We start from the raw sequence: 17,317 nt of genomic DNA on the forward strand, positions 1-17,317 counted from the left end.
GAAACGTTCTGTGTTCCACTCTGATTTCAATCAAGACAAAGGCTTGGCTTTACTCTTTTGGCTGCAATGATCATTCGACGATACGACGTTCAAACAGGCGGGGTAAAAATGGTATCGAAAACGGATGAAGGATGTCGAGAGTAGAAGTAAGTGCAAGGTAAGAAACGCAATGAAAATAAAAAATCGGAAAATGGCTTTAATTGACAATTTTGTTTTTCCTGTGTTCCGCGCCCAAAAGAACAGAACAGACATCTAACTTATCCACAAGCAATTAACCACCACATCTATAAGACTATCCAGGTCTCCGGCGCCGGAATCTGCTTGCGATCATAAAGGGCATCTTCAAAATGAAAACGATACATACCGTCTCCCCCCCCCTTTTGGTAGTACCGATCGGTAAAAGCATTTAAATCCCATGAATTATTAGGATACCGAATATTCGCAGACGGGGTCACGTTCGCTGTGCACCGAGAAATATCCGTTAACCAATTCCTGATAGAATTGTTTAAGCCCCTGCAGTCCAAGCGGACTGTTGCTGAAAAATAACACCTCCCGACCGGTCTGTACGGCATGTATCGGCAATTCCGTTATCGGACAGTTGCGATAGGCCTGCCGGAATGCCTTTTGTTCATTCACGAAGTCAACATAGTCAAACGGATCGTCCACTTGCGGATGTTGTTGATTCATCACGTATGCAATTTTCGAATCCCGGCTCCGGGCATACATGGCATCGCGCAATCCGACGTGACATTTAGGCCCGGTACCATTTTCACGAACATCCGGCAGCAATTTTTCCCAGATGTACTGCTCATGAGACATCGTTTCCGGAGATGGAACTTCTTTCATGGAGGGAAAACGGTATTGCTCGATCAGTAGGTCAAGGATATAAGCACATACAACGGATTATACGGCTTGCACATGGGACTGTCGGAAGGACTGGCCGGTATCGGTCTCGCCCTGATGGCCGCCGTATCCGGCCGGGAACCCGATTGGGACGAATGCTTAATGATGAGTTGATATATTCCACTAACCGAATAAAGTCATGATTACGCGAACCGACATTATCAATTATCTGATCTGGAAACAGGGATACCGCTCGTACCTCGAGATCGGGCTCGACGATCCGGAACCGAATTTCACGAAAATCCGGTGCGAACTCAAAGAATCGGTCGATCCTTACGATCCGTCGAGCAACTTCTGTGCGGCATGGACGCAGGAAGACCTCAACCGGTTTCTCCCCTACCTGACTTACCGGATGACTTCGGACGATTTCTTTGCCGCTTATCCGGATAAAAAGTACGATATCGTATTACCTCGAAGCGCAAGCCGACCGCGATATCCGTAATTCGCTGATGCACCTGAACGAAGGCGGAGTCGTCGTGATCCACGATTGCCTGCCCGACTGCGAAGCCTCCCAAAACGAAGATCATCCCGACGGTTCATGGGTGGGCACGGTCTGAAAATCGATGGTAAAGTACACGCGACACACGCACTGCGACGTGAAAGTGATCGAAACGGACTGGGGCGTGGGCCTAATCGAATACACCGATAATCTCGACTTTCAGATTCCGGAGAAGCTGGATATCGAATACGATGTGTGCAGTAAGAAGAGGTATGGATTCTTACATATCTACACGGACAATCTGCATATGGTGTTTAAATGATAAATCAGAGGATTCCGAAAATCTGTAAAAGAGTAGGAAAACTATCTAATCTTTATGCCTTATAAGAAAACTTATATTGAAAAAAGAAGTCATAGCGAGGATCGAGCACGACGAAATGAATCAATTGAGAAGAGGAGCAGAAACTTATTTAGAATTCCAATGGTCGTGGAGGAATTTCTGATTCTGTTTGCAATCAGACTTGCGGCGTAACCTGTGGAGATAATAAAACTTGTCTCGTTTCATGCAATGGCACATGCGACGGCAGCTGCAATTACACATGAGGAAATACATGCCCTGAGACTTGTCATTACACATGTAAAGATTCCTGTCAAAATTATTGGATGAAAATCAATTAGAGCACGTAAAATTTATTTTGATTGAAATTGTATTAAACGGGGTCGCAAATGCGGCTTCGTTTTCGTTTCTCCAATCACATGGTCAGTCCTTCGAGGCACAGGAATCAGATTCATTGATATGAATGCCTTCCATTTAAATTACGCTGCAATTTTTGAATCAGATATTAATATCTTAACTCTATTTCATCTTGTCGATTTAACATTTGAGGATTGAAATGCCAGAAGTCGCCGACTTTTTCAGGGAAAGACTCTAGCGCCCCGCATGGAAGCATTAGGTATTCCCGGGGTGATTATCCCTATTTTTCAGTATTGGTCGCCGAGAGCGTCGCCCATACTTTTGTGGCACGAAAAAAACCAAATTCGACATACGATGAAAATGCTGAAAACATTCGCTTGCCTATTGCTCGTAACGACGGTAACAGCCGCTGCGGTTGCCAAAGACAAAAAATCCGGCAGGCGCAAGGCCGTCGTTGAGACGGCGGCGAAAGATACGACGGTCGACTCCCTGAGAAACAACAGCCGCAAGCCGTACGAATCCGTAATTACTCCAGATGCGGAAACCGTCCGCGGATTGGTGATCCTGCATAAGGTCAAATCGAAATATTATATGGAATTGCCTTATTCGGTCATGGACGCCCAAATGCTGCTGGCCGCCCGCGTATCGGGCATCAGCAACAACCGGGACATCATTGCGGGACGGATGCCGCACGATCCGCTTTTGATTCGCTGGTCGGCCGACGATGACAAGGTGTATCTGCATACGGTCGACTGTTCGGCCGTATGCGATTCGGCCGAGAGTATCGCTCCGGGATTCGAACGGAATAAGATCGATCCTGTGATGCAGGCTTTCCCGATCGCCGCCGTGTCGCCCGACTCGTCGGCCGTTGTGATCGAGGTCGGAAGTTTTTTCGCCTCCGACCAGAAACCTTTCCGCCCGTTTCTGGACGCTTCCCCATTGGCCAAGTTGTTCGGGTTGAGAGAATCGATGCAGGGCAAATTCCAGAAAGAGATGTCCGGCGTCGTGTCCATGCAGGCATTTCCGGAAAACGTCAATTTTCGAACGCGGATGGTTTATACGGTTTACGACCATCCTTTCACGGCCGAGATGACCGTGTCGATGATCCGACTTCCCGAGACTCCGATGCGCCCGCGCTACGGTAGCCCGCGCATCGGTCTGTTCAACAGCCGCAAAGTGAAGTATTCGACCGATAAGGATTACCTGGAAACCGTCCGCTATCTCGAGCGTTGGAACATCGCGCCTCGGGACGAAGACCTCGAAAAGTACAAGCGCGGCGAATTGGTCGAACCGGCCAAACAGATCGTCTATTATGTCGATCCGGCTTTCCCCGACAAGTGGCGTCCCTATATCAAGGCAGGGATTGAAGACTGGCAGAAAGCCTTTGAGGCGATCGGTTTCAAAAATGCCATCGTCGCCCGCGACTATCCAGACGATCCACAGTTCAATCCGGACGATATCAGGAACACCTGCATTGTCTATTCGTCGACCAACGTGGCCAACGCGATGGGACCGTCGTGGACCGACCCACGCAGCGGCGAAATCCTACAGGCGTCCGTCTACTTTTTCCATAACGTGATCGAACTAGTGCACAACTGGCGTTTCGTCCAGACCGCCGCCGTCGATCCGAAAGCCCGCGCTGAGGTGTATGACACCGAAACGATGGGGCCGATGCTGCGCTATGTAATAGCCCACGAAGTGGGGCACACGCTCGGCCTGATGCACAACATGCGCGGGTCGTACGCTTATCCGGTCGACTCCCTGCGCTCGCCTTCATTTACGGAGAAATACGGCACGACGGCCTCGATTATGGACTATGCCCGCAACAATTACGTCGCTCAACCGGGTGACGGAGTGACGCAACTGCTGCCACCCCATCTCGGCCTATACGACTATTACGCGATCAAATGGGCCTATCAACCGATATTCGAAGCAAAGACTCCCGAAGAGGAAGTGCCCGTGCTGAACCGCTGGATCGATGAAAAGGCCGACGATCCGATCTATATTTACGGCGAACAGGCTATTTTCGGTGCGACGGATCCCGCTTCGCAGACCGAATCGCTCGGCGACGACGCGATGAAGGCTACCGAATACGGTATTCGGAACCTGAAGATCGTTGTCGACAGCCTGCACCTGTGGACCGCCTATCCGGGTAAAGATTACAACCGCACCGAAAAACTTTACGAAGAGGTCTTCAAGCAGGCGCGCCGCTATTTGGGGCATGTCATGGTCTATCTCGGAGGTTCGTACCGCTACTATCCGATGGTCGGCTCCGACCAACCCGCGTTCGAGATGGTTTCCAAACAGAAACAAAAAGAGGCGCTGAACTTTATTTTCGATAAGTTGTACGAACTGCCCGACTGGTACGTCAATCCGCAACTGGAAAAACTGACGCGGCCGAAAAACGAGGACGTGACCGATTACCAGATGTCCACCGTTCGCACGCTGTTGCTCCCCGGACGGATCGCGCGCATGGAAACCAATGCCAAGTTGACGCCTGAAGATGCCTATTCCGCGTCGGAGTACGTTGATGACATTTACAACCGAGTGTGGGCTTCGACGCTAAAAAACAAGCCGCTTTCGCACAGTGAGCGAATGATGCAATATGCGTTCGTGCAGAGTATGCTGCGCGGGATCGACGCGCTGGACAAGGAGTCATCGTTACGCGGCTTGACTGATTATCCTGCGGAAGACGAAGGCGCATTCTGGCCCTGCCGCCACATCGAATGCGGCCGGCACGGGAACGGTTTCGAAGACCAGATGACCGGTTCGACCCGTGCCACGGATGTGCAGTTGTATGCGACTTCTCTGTGTTATAATCAATTGCGCAAGCTCGGAAAGTTGCTGCGCGCCCGGGTTCAGAGTTCGACGGACGAGCTGGCCGAGCATTACCGCTATCTGAATTACGAAATCGAGAAGGCTTTGGAGAAAGGCCTCTGAACGACCGTTCAGTAGCAGGGCGAAGAAGTGTGAAAAGAAGGACTGTTATGGGATTCCGATTGTTCGTGATATGGTTGGGGACGTTGTGTCTGCCCCCGATGGTCGGGGCGGCTTTTACAGGAGCCGCTTCGCCTCGTAGCGCGCCGTTTCGCGTACGCGTCATTTCGGCGAAGGACGGCAAACCGTTGCAGGCGGCCGTGACGACCCTCGCTCCGTATGGCTTATGGGCAGTGGCTGGGACGGACGGCGAAGCCCTTTTTGCCGATGTTCCGCCCGGGAAAGCCGAATTGTCAGTCTCGTTGCTTGGTTACGAAACGGTCTCGCTAACCGTCGAGCTGAAAGCGGAAACCGAAGACAGCGTCCGGATCGCGATGATGCCTTCTTCGTTCGCGATGAAAGAGGTCGTTGTCGTCGCCGAGAACAACAAGAGCGGCCTCTCGACTTCGTCGTCGATCGGCCGTCAGGCGCTTGATCACCTACAGGCGACCAGCCTCAAGGATGTACTCCAGTTGCTCCCTGGTAATTTTCTGGGCAGCAATCCGTCGCTGATCAGCACCGGACAGTTCCGTAACCGGACGCTCGAAGCAGATAACAACAACGCTTTCGGCGGTTCAATCGTCGTCGACGGCATTCCGTTATCCAACAATGCGAACCTGAATGTCGAGGCAGGGGCGTTCAGCACTGCAGGCAAAGGGATCGACTTGCGCGGTATCGGTACCGATAACATCGAGTCAATCGAGGTGATCCGGGGCATCGCATCGGCCCGGTACGGCGATATGAGCAGCGGAACCATGCTAATCAAAAGCAAAGTAGGCCGGGCACCTGGTCGAGTGCTCGCGCGGATCATGCCCGGGATCCAGCAACTTTATGCCGACAAAGGTTTCGATCTGGGCCGCGCCGGAACGCTGAATTTGAGCGCCGATTACGCGCACGGCAAGTCCGACCCGCGCTATGCGACCGATACTTATAACCGGGGGCTGCTCTCCTTGATTCATTCGAAGAATCTCGCCGACGGCCGTTGGGCGGTGACGACCCGGCTGGGGCTGAAGCTGATCCGCGACTGGAGCGGAGCCGACCCCGGCGAGCCGGAACTGGTACGCGGCATGTACGCGCAGAGCCGTCAGTACGGAATTACGTTCAGCCATTCGGGGCGGTTCGGCGCGGACAGGCTGCTGATGCGCAGTCTCCATTACGATATCGGATTTTCGTACAGCCGCGACGACGATTACCAAGTCAAGATGCTTGCACCGGCGGCCCATAACGCACCGGTGTTCAACGCGACCGGCAACTCGACCCAGCAGGCGGCAATCCTGCCGTCCCAGTACGTCGGCAGAGGCGGTACCGACGGACGCCCGATCTCTTTTTATGTTCAGCTCGGCGACGATTTTTACCTGGGACAGGAAGGATTTCTCCATCGAATCGCCATCGGAGCCGAACTGCGCAGCGAGGGGAATCTCGGACGCGGATTCTACAACGAGAATCCGAATCTGCCCCTTGCACAGCTGCGTTCGCGTTCCTTTCGCGACATCCCGTTCCTGACGCAATTTTCGCTTTACGGCGAGGACCAATTCGATCTGAAAATCGGCAAAACCCAGCTGAAAGTACAGGCGGGTCTGCGTTGGACACTGGCGCAACCCGGTAGAACGGAAAGTTTGTCGAGTGTGATGCCCCGGATCAATGCCGCCTACCTGCCTACCAGGGGACTGCGGTTTCGTTTCGGTTACGGCATTTCAGCCAAAATGCCGGGTTTGCTGTACCTCTATCCCGATCCTGGATATCTTGACATGCAGAATATCAGTGCGACGATCGACGGGACTCCCTATGTCGTTTATACGACCCGGGTCTACGATCTGACCAACGAGCAGCTGAAACCGATGAAAAACCGCAAGTTCGAAGCAGGTGCCGACGTAACGCTGCACAACGGGATGCGGTTCTCGGTGACGGCTTTCCACGAACGCGTGAACGACGGGTTCGGAACACTGACCGACGAGTGGATCGCGCCGACAGTGGCACGCTGGGCCTCTTCGGCGGTGTCCGTTGAGGACGGGAAGCTCGCATACGATCCCCAAAATCCCACTTCGATCGATACGGTACTGCACCGTATCGATCGTCCGGGCAACTGCCGTCGTTCGGTCAGCCGGGGGATCGAGTACGATTTCGAACTGGGACGGATTGAGGCGACCGGCACGAGCTTCTACCTGAACGGCTCTTATATCGTCACGCGAAACAACTCGTCGAACAAAATCTACAATACGCCCGTCGGTAGCACGACGATCGAGCAAAAGACGATGGTTGTTTACCCGGAAGGATCGTCGACCTCGGTCGATCGGCGTTACAGCACGGCACTACGGATCGTGCAACACATTCCGTCGATCCGTTTCGTCGTATCGGCTACCGTGCAGGCCATTTTCTACGAGTACAACCGGACGATCAACATTCCCGAGATTCCGGTGGGATACGTGACGGTCGACCGGAATCATCCCGGGGCGACGGTCTACGTACCCTTTACCGCGGCGCAGCTCGCCGATCCCGAGGCTCGTTTCGAGGGGTTTATGGTCAAGGATCAGATCTACAAATCGCAGATCAGCAACTTGCCTGAAACATGGCCGCCGCTGTGGTCGGTCAATCTGCGCGTGACCAAAGAAGTCGGCAACGGTCTTGGCTTCTCGTTCTATGTCAACAACGTGTTCTTCAAGCAACCGTGGCACAAGAGTTCGATCTCGACGACGCTCGTCGAGCGCAATTCGAACCTGTTCTCATACGGATTCGAAATAAATGCAAGTTTCTGAAAATCACAATTAACAATAAAAAAACAATGAAAATGAAAAGATTACCCCAAATTACGTTGATGCTGCTCGCGGTTTTCGCGGCATTTACGTCCTGTAAGAAGGACGAGGATTTCAAGGGCATCGAGTCAACTGAATTCCGGATAAACTATCCGGATGGCTTCTCCTCCTCGGCTCGTTTCGAGGGAGAGGTAACACTCAAAGACCGCAATTCCGGTACGATCTATACAACCGAGGCGAAAGACGGCATAGCGACGTTCACTTACATCATGCAGGGCGTGTACGACCTTTCCGTGTCAAAAACGCTGACAGCCGCCCAGTTCAAGGAACTGGCCCCTGGACTGGGTGACGATCTGAAGAACGAGGTCGTGCTGAGCGGCCTGTCGCTGTCTGTCAACCTGCTCACCGACGAGGATGCGGCCAAAACGCACGAAGTAACGCTGAATTGGGCAGTCAAGGGCAGCCTGGTGATCAGCAAGATCTATTCGAACGGTACGAAAACGACAGCCGGCAAAACGTTCCTCAACGACCGGTACTGGGAGATTTTCAACAATTCGTCCGAAACGGTTTACCTCGACGGCCTTTGCCTGGCCTACCTGTGGGGCAATACGAACACTGCGGCCGTAACCAATCCGTTCTACGAACAGTATAAGGATGCCGTGTTCGTCAATACGGCAGCCCGTTTCCCCGGCTCGGGTTCCGAACACCCGCTCGCCCCCGGTGAGAGTGTCGTCGTCGCCCAGAGCGCCGCTAATTTCGTTACCGAAGAGCGTCCGATGGACATCGATCTAACAGGCGCCGATTTCGAAACCTATTATGCCGATTCGGACATGTCGCAGGACAATACGGCAGTTCCAAACATGGAGATCGTCTACAAGGCAATTGCCGGCGCCCGCGTATTCGGTATGGCTACCATGTCGGTCATCCTATTCCGCGCCACGGACGCCGAGATCGCATCTATGGAAAAGCTTCCGGAGCCGGGCAGTTCGTCGTCGAACGTGTTCCTAAAGATTCCTAACGGCATCATCATCGATGCCGTACAGCAATACAAGGCGGAAGACGCTAATCCGGTCATGCATGCGGAGCTCGACGCTTCGGCCGCCGTCCTCGGTCGTGAGGTGCCGGTGATTGCCGAGCGCAAGGTGGCTTATACCGCAACCGACGGCCGCAAAGTGCTCCAGGATACGAATAACTCGGGAGCCGATTTCGTCGTTTCGACGTCGGTAGACGGTACACCCGCTTTTCTCGTGCCGAGGCAATACGACAAACCCGTACTGAATAAGTAGCATCCAAACGAAAAGAATGGGATGAAACGGATCGGAATGTGCATATGGTTGCTGGTTGCTTCGTTGAGCCTCGGGGGACAGACCCTTTGGCCCGACGGGACATGGTGCGTTCCGTCGGGAACGACTCCCGAGCGTATGCTGCTCGAAGAGCGTAATCTTTGGCTCGGTTCAACCAATCCGGCGGCTTTGGGCGTCCGTCCGATGCCCGATTACGGGACAACCCGGCTCGGAGCGACTTCCGAGTCGGGTGCGTACCGTCGTCCGCAACAGGCCGCAGAGGCGGTGTCCGCCGGATTTCATTCCGACAGCTATCTGTCGCTGAAAGGACTACACCTGTGGGGCGCATTCGATTTCACACAGAAATGGCACCGCAACCGGGCCTGGGCCGACATCCGCGATCCGTATAACGGCAATCCCTATTCGGCGGGTAGTGCCGTTGCAAGTCGCTACCAAGAGCAGACAGTCGATTTTCATGTGAAGGCCTCATCGCACCGGATTGGCCGGCGGTGGTGGGTCGGCGCGGCACTGGATTACAGCACCGGCGACTTTTCCCGTTCATCCGACCCTCGGACGCGGACGCAGTCGCTCGATTTGGCCGTTCGCCCAGGCATAGCCATTGAACTGTCGCCGCGCAGTACGGTCGGGGTGAACGGGTCGTACCGTTTTGCCAAAGAAAAGATGCTCAAGCCCGTTTGCAAAGAGTCGGACAATTACGATAAGTATCCCTATTACGCATTCAAAGGGATGGGTGAATACGACGAGCCCGACTTGCTTTCGTTTTCCCGCCGCTTTATGGCGAATTATTACGGAGGCGAAGCGCAGTACCGTTACGGTTCCGGCGGATTTTCGCTGATAGTGCGGGCGTCGGCGACCGTTCGGCGCGACCGCGTCGAAGGACAGAATCAGGCGAGTCCGGGCGATTACGGCGAAACGATATGGAGCGGGGCTATCAAAGGCCTGCTGGAACGCCCGCAGGGGCTTCATGCGTTCGAATTGCACTATGTCTCGAAGACGGGCCGGGCCAACGAGTTCTTACAAGAATCGGTCACCGTACAAAATCCCAACGGTTCATTTACGAGCTACTGGAGAACGATTTTTAGCGCGGTCAAATACCGGACTTCGCGCGACGAAGCGGGCGCCCGGTGGCGTTATTACCGGCTGGACGGCAGTAACGGCTACCGGTGGCATGTCGGTGCCGAACTACGGTACGGCGATTTTGAAAATCGTTACGTGCTGCCCGCATCTTCATTGGCCGCGTCGCGTGCCGGCGCCGAACTATCGGCCGGTATGCCGCTCGTTCGCGGCGCGGCGCACCAGCTCCGAGCAAGTATAGCAGCCGCCTATGCCGCAGTTCCCAGCCGTTCGCTCACGGTCAACACCGCAGGGAAGTCCGATTTGCAAACCGGGGTTATCGACCCGGAGTATGCCTATTTCGGCCGAGCACTGACCATTTGCGGCATAACGGTAGACTATGATTTCGCACTGCGGAAGACGAGCGGATTGAGGGGATTTGTGGCCGGGGCTTTCCGACTCATCCATGCCGGCGGAGCGGGCAACCGTTGTTTCGCAGGGCTGTCGCTCGGCATTCTGACGGGATACGGACGGTATCCGGAGGCCCGATAAAAATTAGAATCGAATATTGAAATTGAAAACACGAACATGAAAAAGTTTTTTAGTTACGCAATTTTACTGTTTTTGGCAGCCATGTACATGGCCGGTTGCGGTTCGGGATCGAATACGAAAACAGCCGAAGCCGTACCTATGACGGTAGACAGCCTGCTTGCCGTAGCCGGCGACAGGATAGGCGATAGCGTAGTCGTCGAAGGATTCTGCAAAACGATCTGTAAAAAATGCGGTCGCAAGTTGTTCCTGACCGGGGACGATTCGACGAAAACACTACGCATCGAGTCCGGGGAATCGATCGGTATGTTCGATGCCGGGGCGGTACATGCGATCGTTCGCGTCGAAGGCCGCATCATGGAGCAGCGCATCGACGAGGATTACCTACAGCAGTGGGCCGACCAGGCCGCTGAACGGTGCGAGAGCGCCGCTGCCGCCGAGCAAGAAACAGCCCAGGCCGATTTCGGTCGGTTACAAACGCGGCTCGACAAATACCGCGCGCGCATAGCCGAACGTAACAAGAAAGAGGGTAAAAACTACCTTTCCGTTTATTATATCGAAGCGGATGGGTACGAAATTCAGTAATTATGCCCGAACGCAAAATCATGTCCCACATCCGGCGCTGGAGCCGTGCGGTGCACCGCGACTTGTCATTCTTTTTCGGGGGGATCGTGCTGATCTACGCGATATCGGGATTTACGCTCAACCATAAACACGACTTCAACGCCGAATACGCGATCCGCCAACACCGCTTCCGTACCGAAGGAACGTTCCCGAAAAGCGAACACGACTACACGAAGAATTACGTGTTGTCGATGCTCGAGCCGCTGGGCGAGGCCACAGCATACACGAAGCACTATTTTCCGGATTCAACCCATATGAAAGCGTTTATCCGAGGCGGGTCGTCGCTGGTGGTCGACATGCGTACCGGCGAGGCCGTCTACGAATCGGTTAAAAAGCGTCCGCTGTTGAGCGTTATGAACCGTCTGCATTACAATCCGGGCCGCTGGTGGACCGTGTTTTCCGACGTGTTCGCCGGATCGCTCGTACTGATTACGCTAACGGGCCTCGTGATGGTGCATGGCGGCAAGGGCCTTTGGGGCCGGGGAGGAATCGAGCTGGTGGCAGGCATTCTGTTTCCGCTTTTGTTTATCGTTTTTTCATAGGTTTAGAGTGACGAGCATTCATTCGATAGGCGCCGATCCCCCATCGGAAATACGGTGTTTTCCGGCTCGAAACTTCCGGCCGATCCCGATACCAAATACAGGAAACGGGCTCTTCCAGAAATTACGTTCGATCCGCGGGGTGAGACGACCGTCAAACCCGTTGGGTGCATCATCGCCCGGATCGACGTCGTTATGCTGGACGCTCCCGTGGTACTGGGCAGGATGTACGTCAACCTGATCCCCGTACTCCCCATTCCTTGACCGCGAATCGCTGCGTCGAGACAATAGCGTTTTCAATCGAGGAATCGCAAAATGAACCGCAAACATGACGTATCTTCGCAAACTCGAAAGAACATGCTATCGAAGGGAACGGACTCTCGGTCCGCCTGTTCGCAGGAATACCGGTGACGAATCATCCGTCTGCATCTCCGCCGTTTGCCGCGCCGGGCGGATTGATCCGTTTCCGTCTGCATCGTCCGAACTATACGTCGCCGTTTTCGTCTTGCGGACACAGCAAACAGGCCATTTGCGACAGGACGTTGCGTTTCCATTCCCGTATGAAGACGGAGAACTGCTCTTTGTCTTCGAGCAGCAGCGTCGTCACCAGATTTTTCATCAGGAACGGGAAGGTCAGTTGCGAATAGAGCGTCAGAAAAACGATCCGGGACGGGACGGGACGGAGGATTCCTTCCCGCATCGCCGTTTTGAGCGCATTCTGGATATCGAGGATATACTTGTCGATCTTCAGTTCCCGGGCTGCTTCTATAAGATGATTCACGTCGCGTTGAATCTCCCCTATCATGAAATACGGCAGATCGGGATTGTTCAGAAACAGAGCGACGTATTCGTCGATAATTCGGTCGAGCCGTTCCATAAAAGGAATATCGCGTATCAGAATATCATGGATGCGCGGAATCACTTCCTGTAGGATGTCGCCGTAGATCGCCCGGAAGAGCCGCTCCTTGGTCCGGAAGTAGTAATGCAACGCCGGACGCGTAATGCCTACCGCCGCCGCGATGTCGCTCATGCTGGTATTGACGTACCCTTTTTCGATGAAAAGCCGATGGGCGCACGCGATGACGTTCTGTTCGATATTTCCCGCAGGTTTCATAGCAAAGTTAGTTTTCAAGGTTATTGACAAAAAGTAAAAGCCGGTTCATAATATTCACGTCGCTAACGCTTCCGTCGAAGTCGAGCGACAGCAGGTTCATCTGCGGGTAAAGCCCGCGTATGCGTTTCTCCACGCCCTTCGAGACGATGTGATTGGCGATGCAGCCGAACGGTTGCAGGCTGACGACGTTCCGGACGCCGTGCCGGGCGAACATCGCCACCTCGCCGGGCAACAGCCACCCCTCGCCGAACTGCGCGTTCAGCGATATGACCTCGGAAGCCGCTTCGGCACTCTCATACACGTTGCCGATCGGTTGAAAGTAGGGAAATTTCGAAGCGATGCCGTTGAAACGACCGATGAGCCGTTGCATACGCCCGGCTCCTTGCCGAAGCAGCCAGCCGGGAATCCGCGAGGAATCCAGTCCCGAACGATTTCGGATTTCGCGGTTGACGAACCCCTGCATGAAAAAATCGGTCAATATGGGCGATACCGCTTCGATCCGACGATCGGTCAGCCAATCGATCAATCCTTTTTGGGCGAAAGGATTGAATTTTAGGAATATCTCACCCACGATACCGACCTTCGGCCGTTCGATGGGACGGCATTTGCGGGAAAACGCTTCAACGGCGAAGCCCAGCGTTTCGGCAAAGGCATCCAGAATATTGCTTTCGGATTCGGATTCCAGAATCATTTTCGCGTCTTCCAGATACCAGTCGCGCAGCGAGGCCGCTTCGCCGGGCTCGGTTTCGCGCACGGCCGTAGCGTAATAGAGGCGCGCCAGGCAATCGGTGAACAGAACGGCTCCGATGGCACCGCGAAACACGCGCAGCCACGGAATACGGAACCCCGGCTGGGTCGTTTGCAGACCGCTGCCCGGCGATACGGATATAACCGGCACGTCGGCGAAACCGGCATTGACGAGCCCTTTGCGGATCAGGGCGATGTAGTTGCTGGCGCGGCATTGTCCGCCGGTCTGGGTGATGGCCACGGCCGTTTCGGTCGGGTCGTGCCGGCCCGACTGGAGCGCGTTCACGATGTCGCCCACGATCAGCGTCGCCGGATAACAGATTTCGTTGTTGGCATACCGCAATCCCGATTCTACCGAGGCTTGCGTACTCATGGGTAGGTTCTCGGCTTCGTATCCGGCACGTTTCAGCAGCGCCGGAATAAGCGGCGAAATAAACGGCGTAAAGAACGGAACGAGGATTTTCCGCTTGCGGTCCCGCTCGCCGAAATCGGGCGTCGTCACGAACGGCCGCGGCGCGGCCTGCGAAGCGTGCCCGAGTTTCAGGCTCTCGATCAGCGAGCGGATACGCAACTTCAGCGACCCGGTATTGCTCACGTCGTCGATTTTCAGCAGCGTGAGGCTTTTCCCGTGCCGTCCCAACAGGTCGCGCACTTCGTCGGTCAGCAGAGCGTCCGGGCCGCAGCCGAAAGAGGTCAGTTCGACGAACTGCACGTTCCGATCCTGCCGGCTCGCCCATGCGGCAGCCCGGAGAATGCGGTTGGCGTAGGCCCATTGCGCCACATAATGAGTGTCGGCGGTCGAAATATTTTCGCCGCGCACGATATCGTCCGTAATGACGTCGACGCCCATCCCCGCGACCATCTCCGCGATTTTATGCTGGATGAGCGGATCGGCATGGTAGGGCCGGCCGGCTACGAGAAGCGTCAGCCGGCCCGCATCGCGGCTGCGGCGCAGAATCCCGCCGTTAAGCTCCCTAAGCTGCCGAGCAAAAGCGCGCTGTTCGTCGAGCGCCCGCCGGAAAGCCGTCCGGATCTTCCGGCGCGCTACGCCCAGCGAAACGAGATAGTCGGAGCACTGGCGGTAGAGTCGCTTTTCGTTACGGAACGAAACGGTCGGCGAGTCGAGCGGGATCGAAAGATTGTCGACGCTCCGCACGACATCCGAATACCCGGCCACGATCGGACAACTGTAACTGTTGATCTCTTTGCCGTCCGGTTGTTCGTATACGACATAAGGCATCAGAATGCGGTCTACGCCCTTTTCGACGAGATCGCTGATATGGGCATGGACGAGTTTGGCCGGAAAACAGATGTTGTCGGACATCACGCGGCGCACGTTATGTTCGTAGGTTCGCATGTTCGAAGGGTCGGACAGCACGACGGAAATACCGCAGTCGCTGAGCAACGTATGCCAGAAAGGATACTCCTCGTAGGTATTCAGGCAACGGGGAATGCCGACGACCGGACACCCTTCCCGGAAACCGGAGCGGTCGAAAAGCAGGCGCAATTTCTCGGCATAAGCGTTTTCGCCCTGCACGTCGCAGGAACCTTTATTGGAAAAATGACGCTCGCACTTGTTTCCCGAATAGTAGGTGTTGCCGCCTGAGAAACGATAGCGCGTCACCATGCATCGGTTCTCGCAGCCACGGCATTGCAGCATGTCCGAAGTGCAGGAAGCCGTTTCGAGCAGTTGTTCGAGGGACACGCCGGACGACCGAAGCCTTCCGGCATAGAGCGCGCAGCCGAAAGCGCCCATCATCTCCGGACGGTCGCTGCGGAAAACCTCGCGCCCGGTCAGCCGTTCGAAAGCCCGCACCACGGCGTCGTTGCGCATCGTGCCGCCCTGCACGACGATCCGGCCGCCCATCTCGTCGGCCGAACGGAGCTTCAGCACCTTGTAAAGGCAGTTCTTTACGACCGAGTAAGAAAGCCCGGCAGCGATATCGGCCATCGAAGCTCCCTCGCGCAGCATCTGCTTCACGCGGGAGTTCATAAAAACGGTGCAGCGCGTCCCCAGGTCGCAGGGATGGGAGGCGGTGCACGCCTGCGCCGCGAACTCCCCGACCCCGGAGCCGAGGCTCCGGGCGAAGGTCTCGATGAACGAACCGCAGCCCGACGAACAAGCTTCGTTGATCTCCATGCGCGTTACGGCGCCGTGCTCGACGAAAATGGCCTTCATGTCTTGTCCGCCGATGTCGAGGATAAACGACACGTCGGGCGTTATCTCTTTGGCGGCAAGGTAATGCGCGATGGTCTCGATGACGCCCGCGTCGAGTCCGAAGGCCGCTTTGATGAGATCCTCGCCGTAGCCCGTTACGCAACTGCCCTCCACGACCGGATCGGCGCCCGCCGTCCGGCAGGCAGCGAGCAACTCGCGCAATCCCTGCCCGACCGCAGCGATCGGGTTGCCGTTGTTGGGCGCATAGTGGGTGAAAAGCAGTTGCTGCCGGTCGTCGAACGCCGCGATCTTCGTCGTCGTGGAACCGGAGTCGATGCCGAGCGTTATCCCGATCCGGCCCGGCGGAATCGGCACGGAGCGGAAAGTCCCGGTGTTCCGCTGCCGCCGCCAAGCGGTATGCGCTTCTTCATTTTCGAAGATGGCGGGAAGCGCCTTGTACGTGCGGTCGCCCCGCGTCGTATTCGCGGCGATGACAGCGAGCCATTCGTCCGCCGCGCGAAGCGAAGCATCGGTTCCGGAGAGCGCCGTACCCCATGCCGGCAACAGTTGGGCGTCGGCGGGGCAGATCGTTTGCGTTCCGTCCAGATGCAGGTACTCCGCAAACGCCTTACGCAACGACGGAAGGAATGCCAACGGCCCGCCGCAAAAAAGTACCGGAGCCTCGATGTCGCAGCCATGCGACAGCGTTACGACGGTCTGCACCGCCACGGCGTGGAAAATCGAAGCGGCGATCTCCTCCCGGCTCACGTTTTTGGCCAACAGGTTCTGGATGTCCGTTTTGGCGAAAACGCCGCACCGCGAGGCAATCGGATGAATGCGGACGGCCCGCTGCGCCAGACGGTCGAGTCCGGCGGGCGTCGTGTCGAGCAGGAGCGCCATCTGGTCGATAAAGGCCCCCGTACCGCCGGCGCAATTGCTGTTCATGCGCATGTCCGGCGTTTCGCCTTTCAGGAAAACGACTTTGGCGTCCTCGCCGCCGATGTCGATGAGGGTCGTCGCCTGCGGATGGTAACGCCGGACATAGGCCGTCGAAGCCACGACCTCCTGAACGAAAGGGATCTGCGTGCGCTCCGCGATGCCCAGCCCGACCGAACCGGTAATCGTCAAACTGAACAATTCGTCCCCGAACCGCTCGCCCAGCTCCGAAAAGACGACGGAAAGAGTTTCCCGAATACGGGCATTGTGACGAACATAGGTCGAAAAACAAATGTTGTCGTGGTCGTCCAATACGACGACCTTGAGCGTCGTGGAACCCACATCAAGACCTATTCTATTGTGTTTCATAACAAAACAATATTTCACCAACACTGTCTGACTATAATGTCAGACACAAATGTAAACAAAAATTCCGACATGGTTAATCGGGATGAAAATTATTTGCAATTTTTTTCAACGTCCGGTTGTCCGATCGGTCATTCCAAAAATTTATACCAACGGAAGACCAAT

The 17,317-nt window shown here is 55.3% G+C and carries 12 protein-coding genes; 9 read left to right on the top strand and 3 right to left on the bottom strand.

The genetic code is table 11. The features are described 5' to 3' along the window. Positions 1 to 423: 423 nt before the first annotated feature. Entirely contained in the window at positions 424 to 846 is a 423-nt protein-coding gene (locus PGR91_RS11175) for a DUF6047 family protein (protein WP_147387364.1), read from the bottom strand. Positions 847 to 1,042: 196 nt separating this feature from the next. On the opposite strand from PGR91_RS11175, the gene PGR91_RS11180 reads away from it, so the two are divergent. The 9 genes from PGR91_RS11180 to PGR91_RS11220 all read left to right on the top strand — a co-directional run bounded on the left by PGR91_RS11180 (position 1,043) and on the right by PGR91_RS11220 (position 12,095). Beyond that, positions 1,043 to 1,345, top strand: a complete 303-nt coding sequence (locus PGR91_RS11180; RefSeq protein WP_101573834.1) for a hypothetical protein — start codon at positions 1,043 to 1,045, stop codon at positions 1,343 to 1,345. 121 nt (positions 1,346 to 1,466) lie between these two features. Continuing rightward, positions 1,467 to 1,664, top strand: a complete 198-nt coding sequence (locus PGR91_RS11185) for a hypothetical protein (RefSeq protein ID WP_101573832.1) — start codon at positions 1,467 to 1,469, stop codon at positions 1,662 to 1,664. A 726-nt stretch (positions 1,665 to 2,390) separates the two neighbouring features. Then, on the top strand, positions 2,391 to 4,976 hold the full coding sequence (locus PGR91_RS11190) for a zinc-dependent metalloprotease (protein WP_182424202.1): 2,586 nt from the start codon (positions 2,391 to 2,393) through the stop codon (positions 4,974 to 4,976). 47 nt (positions 4,977 to 5,023) lie between these two features. Next, positions 5,024 to 7,765 (top strand): TonB-dependent receptor, encoded by a 2,742-nt coding sequence (locus PGR91_RS11195; protein WP_118655737.1) that lies wholly within the window; start codon positions 5,024 to 5,026, stop codon positions 7,763 to 7,765. A gap of 32 nt (positions 7,766 to 7,797) precedes the next feature. Further along, the gene (locus PGR91_RS11200) at positions 7,798 to 9,048 is read left to right on the top strand and encodes a DUF4876 domain-containing protein (protein ID WP_172970775.1); all 1,251 of its coding nucleotides are present in this window, start codon (positions 7,798 to 7,800) and stop codon (positions 9,046 to 9,048) included. Between the two features lie 36 nt (positions 9,049 to 9,084). Continuing rightward, positions 9,085 to 10,671, top strand: coding sequence for a DUF6850 family outer membrane beta-barrel protein (locus tag PGR91_RS11205; RefSeq protein WP_182424201.1), 1,587 nt, complete (start codon positions 9,085 to 9,087; stop codon positions 10,669 to 10,671). Between the two features lie 36 nt (positions 10,672 to 10,707). Next, entirely contained in the window at positions 10,708 to 11,253 is a 546-nt protein-coding gene (locus tag PGR91_RS11210) for a hypothetical protein (protein ID WP_101573816.1), read from the top strand. A 2-nt stretch (positions 11,254 to 11,255) separates the two neighbouring features. Further along, complete coding sequence (locus PGR91_RS11215) at positions 11,256 to 11,834, top strand: PepSY-associated TM helix domain-containing protein (RefSeq protein ID WP_228385804.1); 579 nt, start codon at positions 11,256 to 11,258, stop codon at positions 11,832 to 11,834. Between the two features lie 54 nt (positions 11,835 to 11,888). After that, the gene (locus tag PGR91_RS11220; protein ID WP_101573814.1) at positions 11,889 to 12,095 is read left to right on the top strand and encodes a hypothetical protein; all 207 of its coding nucleotides are present in this window, start codon (positions 11,889 to 11,891) and stop codon (positions 12,093 to 12,095) included. A 220-nt stretch (positions 12,096 to 12,315) separates the two neighbouring features. Here PGR91_RS11220 and PGR91_RS11225 read toward each other — a convergent pair whose 3' ends face one another. Together PGR91_RS11225 and PGR91_RS11230 are read right to left on the bottom strand one after the other, a co-directional pair. Then, on the bottom strand, positions 12,316 to 12,945 hold the full coding sequence (locus PGR91_RS11225) for a TetR/AcrR family transcriptional regulator (protein ID WP_101573812.1): 630 nt from the start codon (positions 12,943 to 12,945) through the stop codon (positions 12,316 to 12,318). Positions 12,946 to 12,952: 7 nt separating this feature from the next. Beyond that, complete coding sequence (locus tag PGR91_RS11230) at positions 12,953 to 17,155, bottom strand: acyl-CoA dehydratase activase-related protein (protein WP_118655733.1); 4,203 nt, start codon at positions 17,153 to 17,155, stop codon at positions 12,953 to 12,955. Positions 17,156 to 17,317: the final 162 nt, after the last annotated feature.

Source organism: Candidatus Alistipes pullistercoris (assembly GCF_027665465.1).
Classification (GTDB): domain Bacteria; phylum Bacteroidota; class Bacteroidia; order Bacteroidales; family Rikenellaceae; genus Alistipes_A; species Alistipes_A hominis.

Bases quoted from the DNA above. Each gene is read 5' to 3' on its own strand.
- PGR91_RS11175 (WP_147387364.1), bottom strand. From the start codon at position 846: ATGAAAGAAGTTCCATCTCCGGAAACGATGTCTCATGAGCAGTACATC.
- PGR91_RS11180 (WP_101573834.1), top strand. From the start codon at position 1,043: ATGATTACGCGAACCGACATTATCAATTATCTGATCTGGAAACAGGGA.
- PGR91_RS11185 (WP_101573832.1), top strand. From the start codon at position 1,467: ATGGTAAAGTACACGCGACACACGCACTGCGACGTGAAAGTGATCGAA.
- PGR91_RS11190 (WP_182424202.1), top strand. From the start codon at position 2,391: ATGAAAATGCTGAAAACATTCGCTTGCCTATTGCTCGTAACGACGGTA.
- PGR91_RS11195 (WP_118655737.1), top strand. From the start codon at position 5,024: ATGGGATTCCGATTGTTCGTGATATGGTTGGGGACGTTGTGTCTGCCC.
- PGR91_RS11200 (WP_172970775.1), top strand. From the start codon at position 7,798: ATGAAAAGATTACCCCAAATTACGTTGATGCTGCTCGCGGTTTTCGCG.
- PGR91_RS11205 (WP_182424201.1), top strand. From the start codon at position 9,085: ATGTGCATATGGTTGCTGGTTGCTTCGTTGAGCCTCGGGGGACAGACC.
- PGR91_RS11210 (WP_101573816.1), top strand. From the start codon at position 10,708: ATGAAAAAGTTTTTTAGTTACGCAATTTTACTGTTTTTGGCAGCCATG.
- PGR91_RS11215 (WP_228385804.1), top strand. From the start codon at position 11,256: ATGCCCGAACGCAAAATCATGTCCCACATCCGGCGCTGGAGCCGTGCG.
- PGR91_RS11225 (WP_101573812.1), bottom strand. From the start codon at position 12,945: ATGAAACCTGCGGGAAATATCGAACAGAACGTCATCGCGTGCGCCCAT.
- PGR91_RS11230 (WP_118655733.1), bottom strand. From the start codon at position 17,155: ATGAAACACAATAGAATAGGTCTTGATGTGGGTTCCACGACGCTCAAG.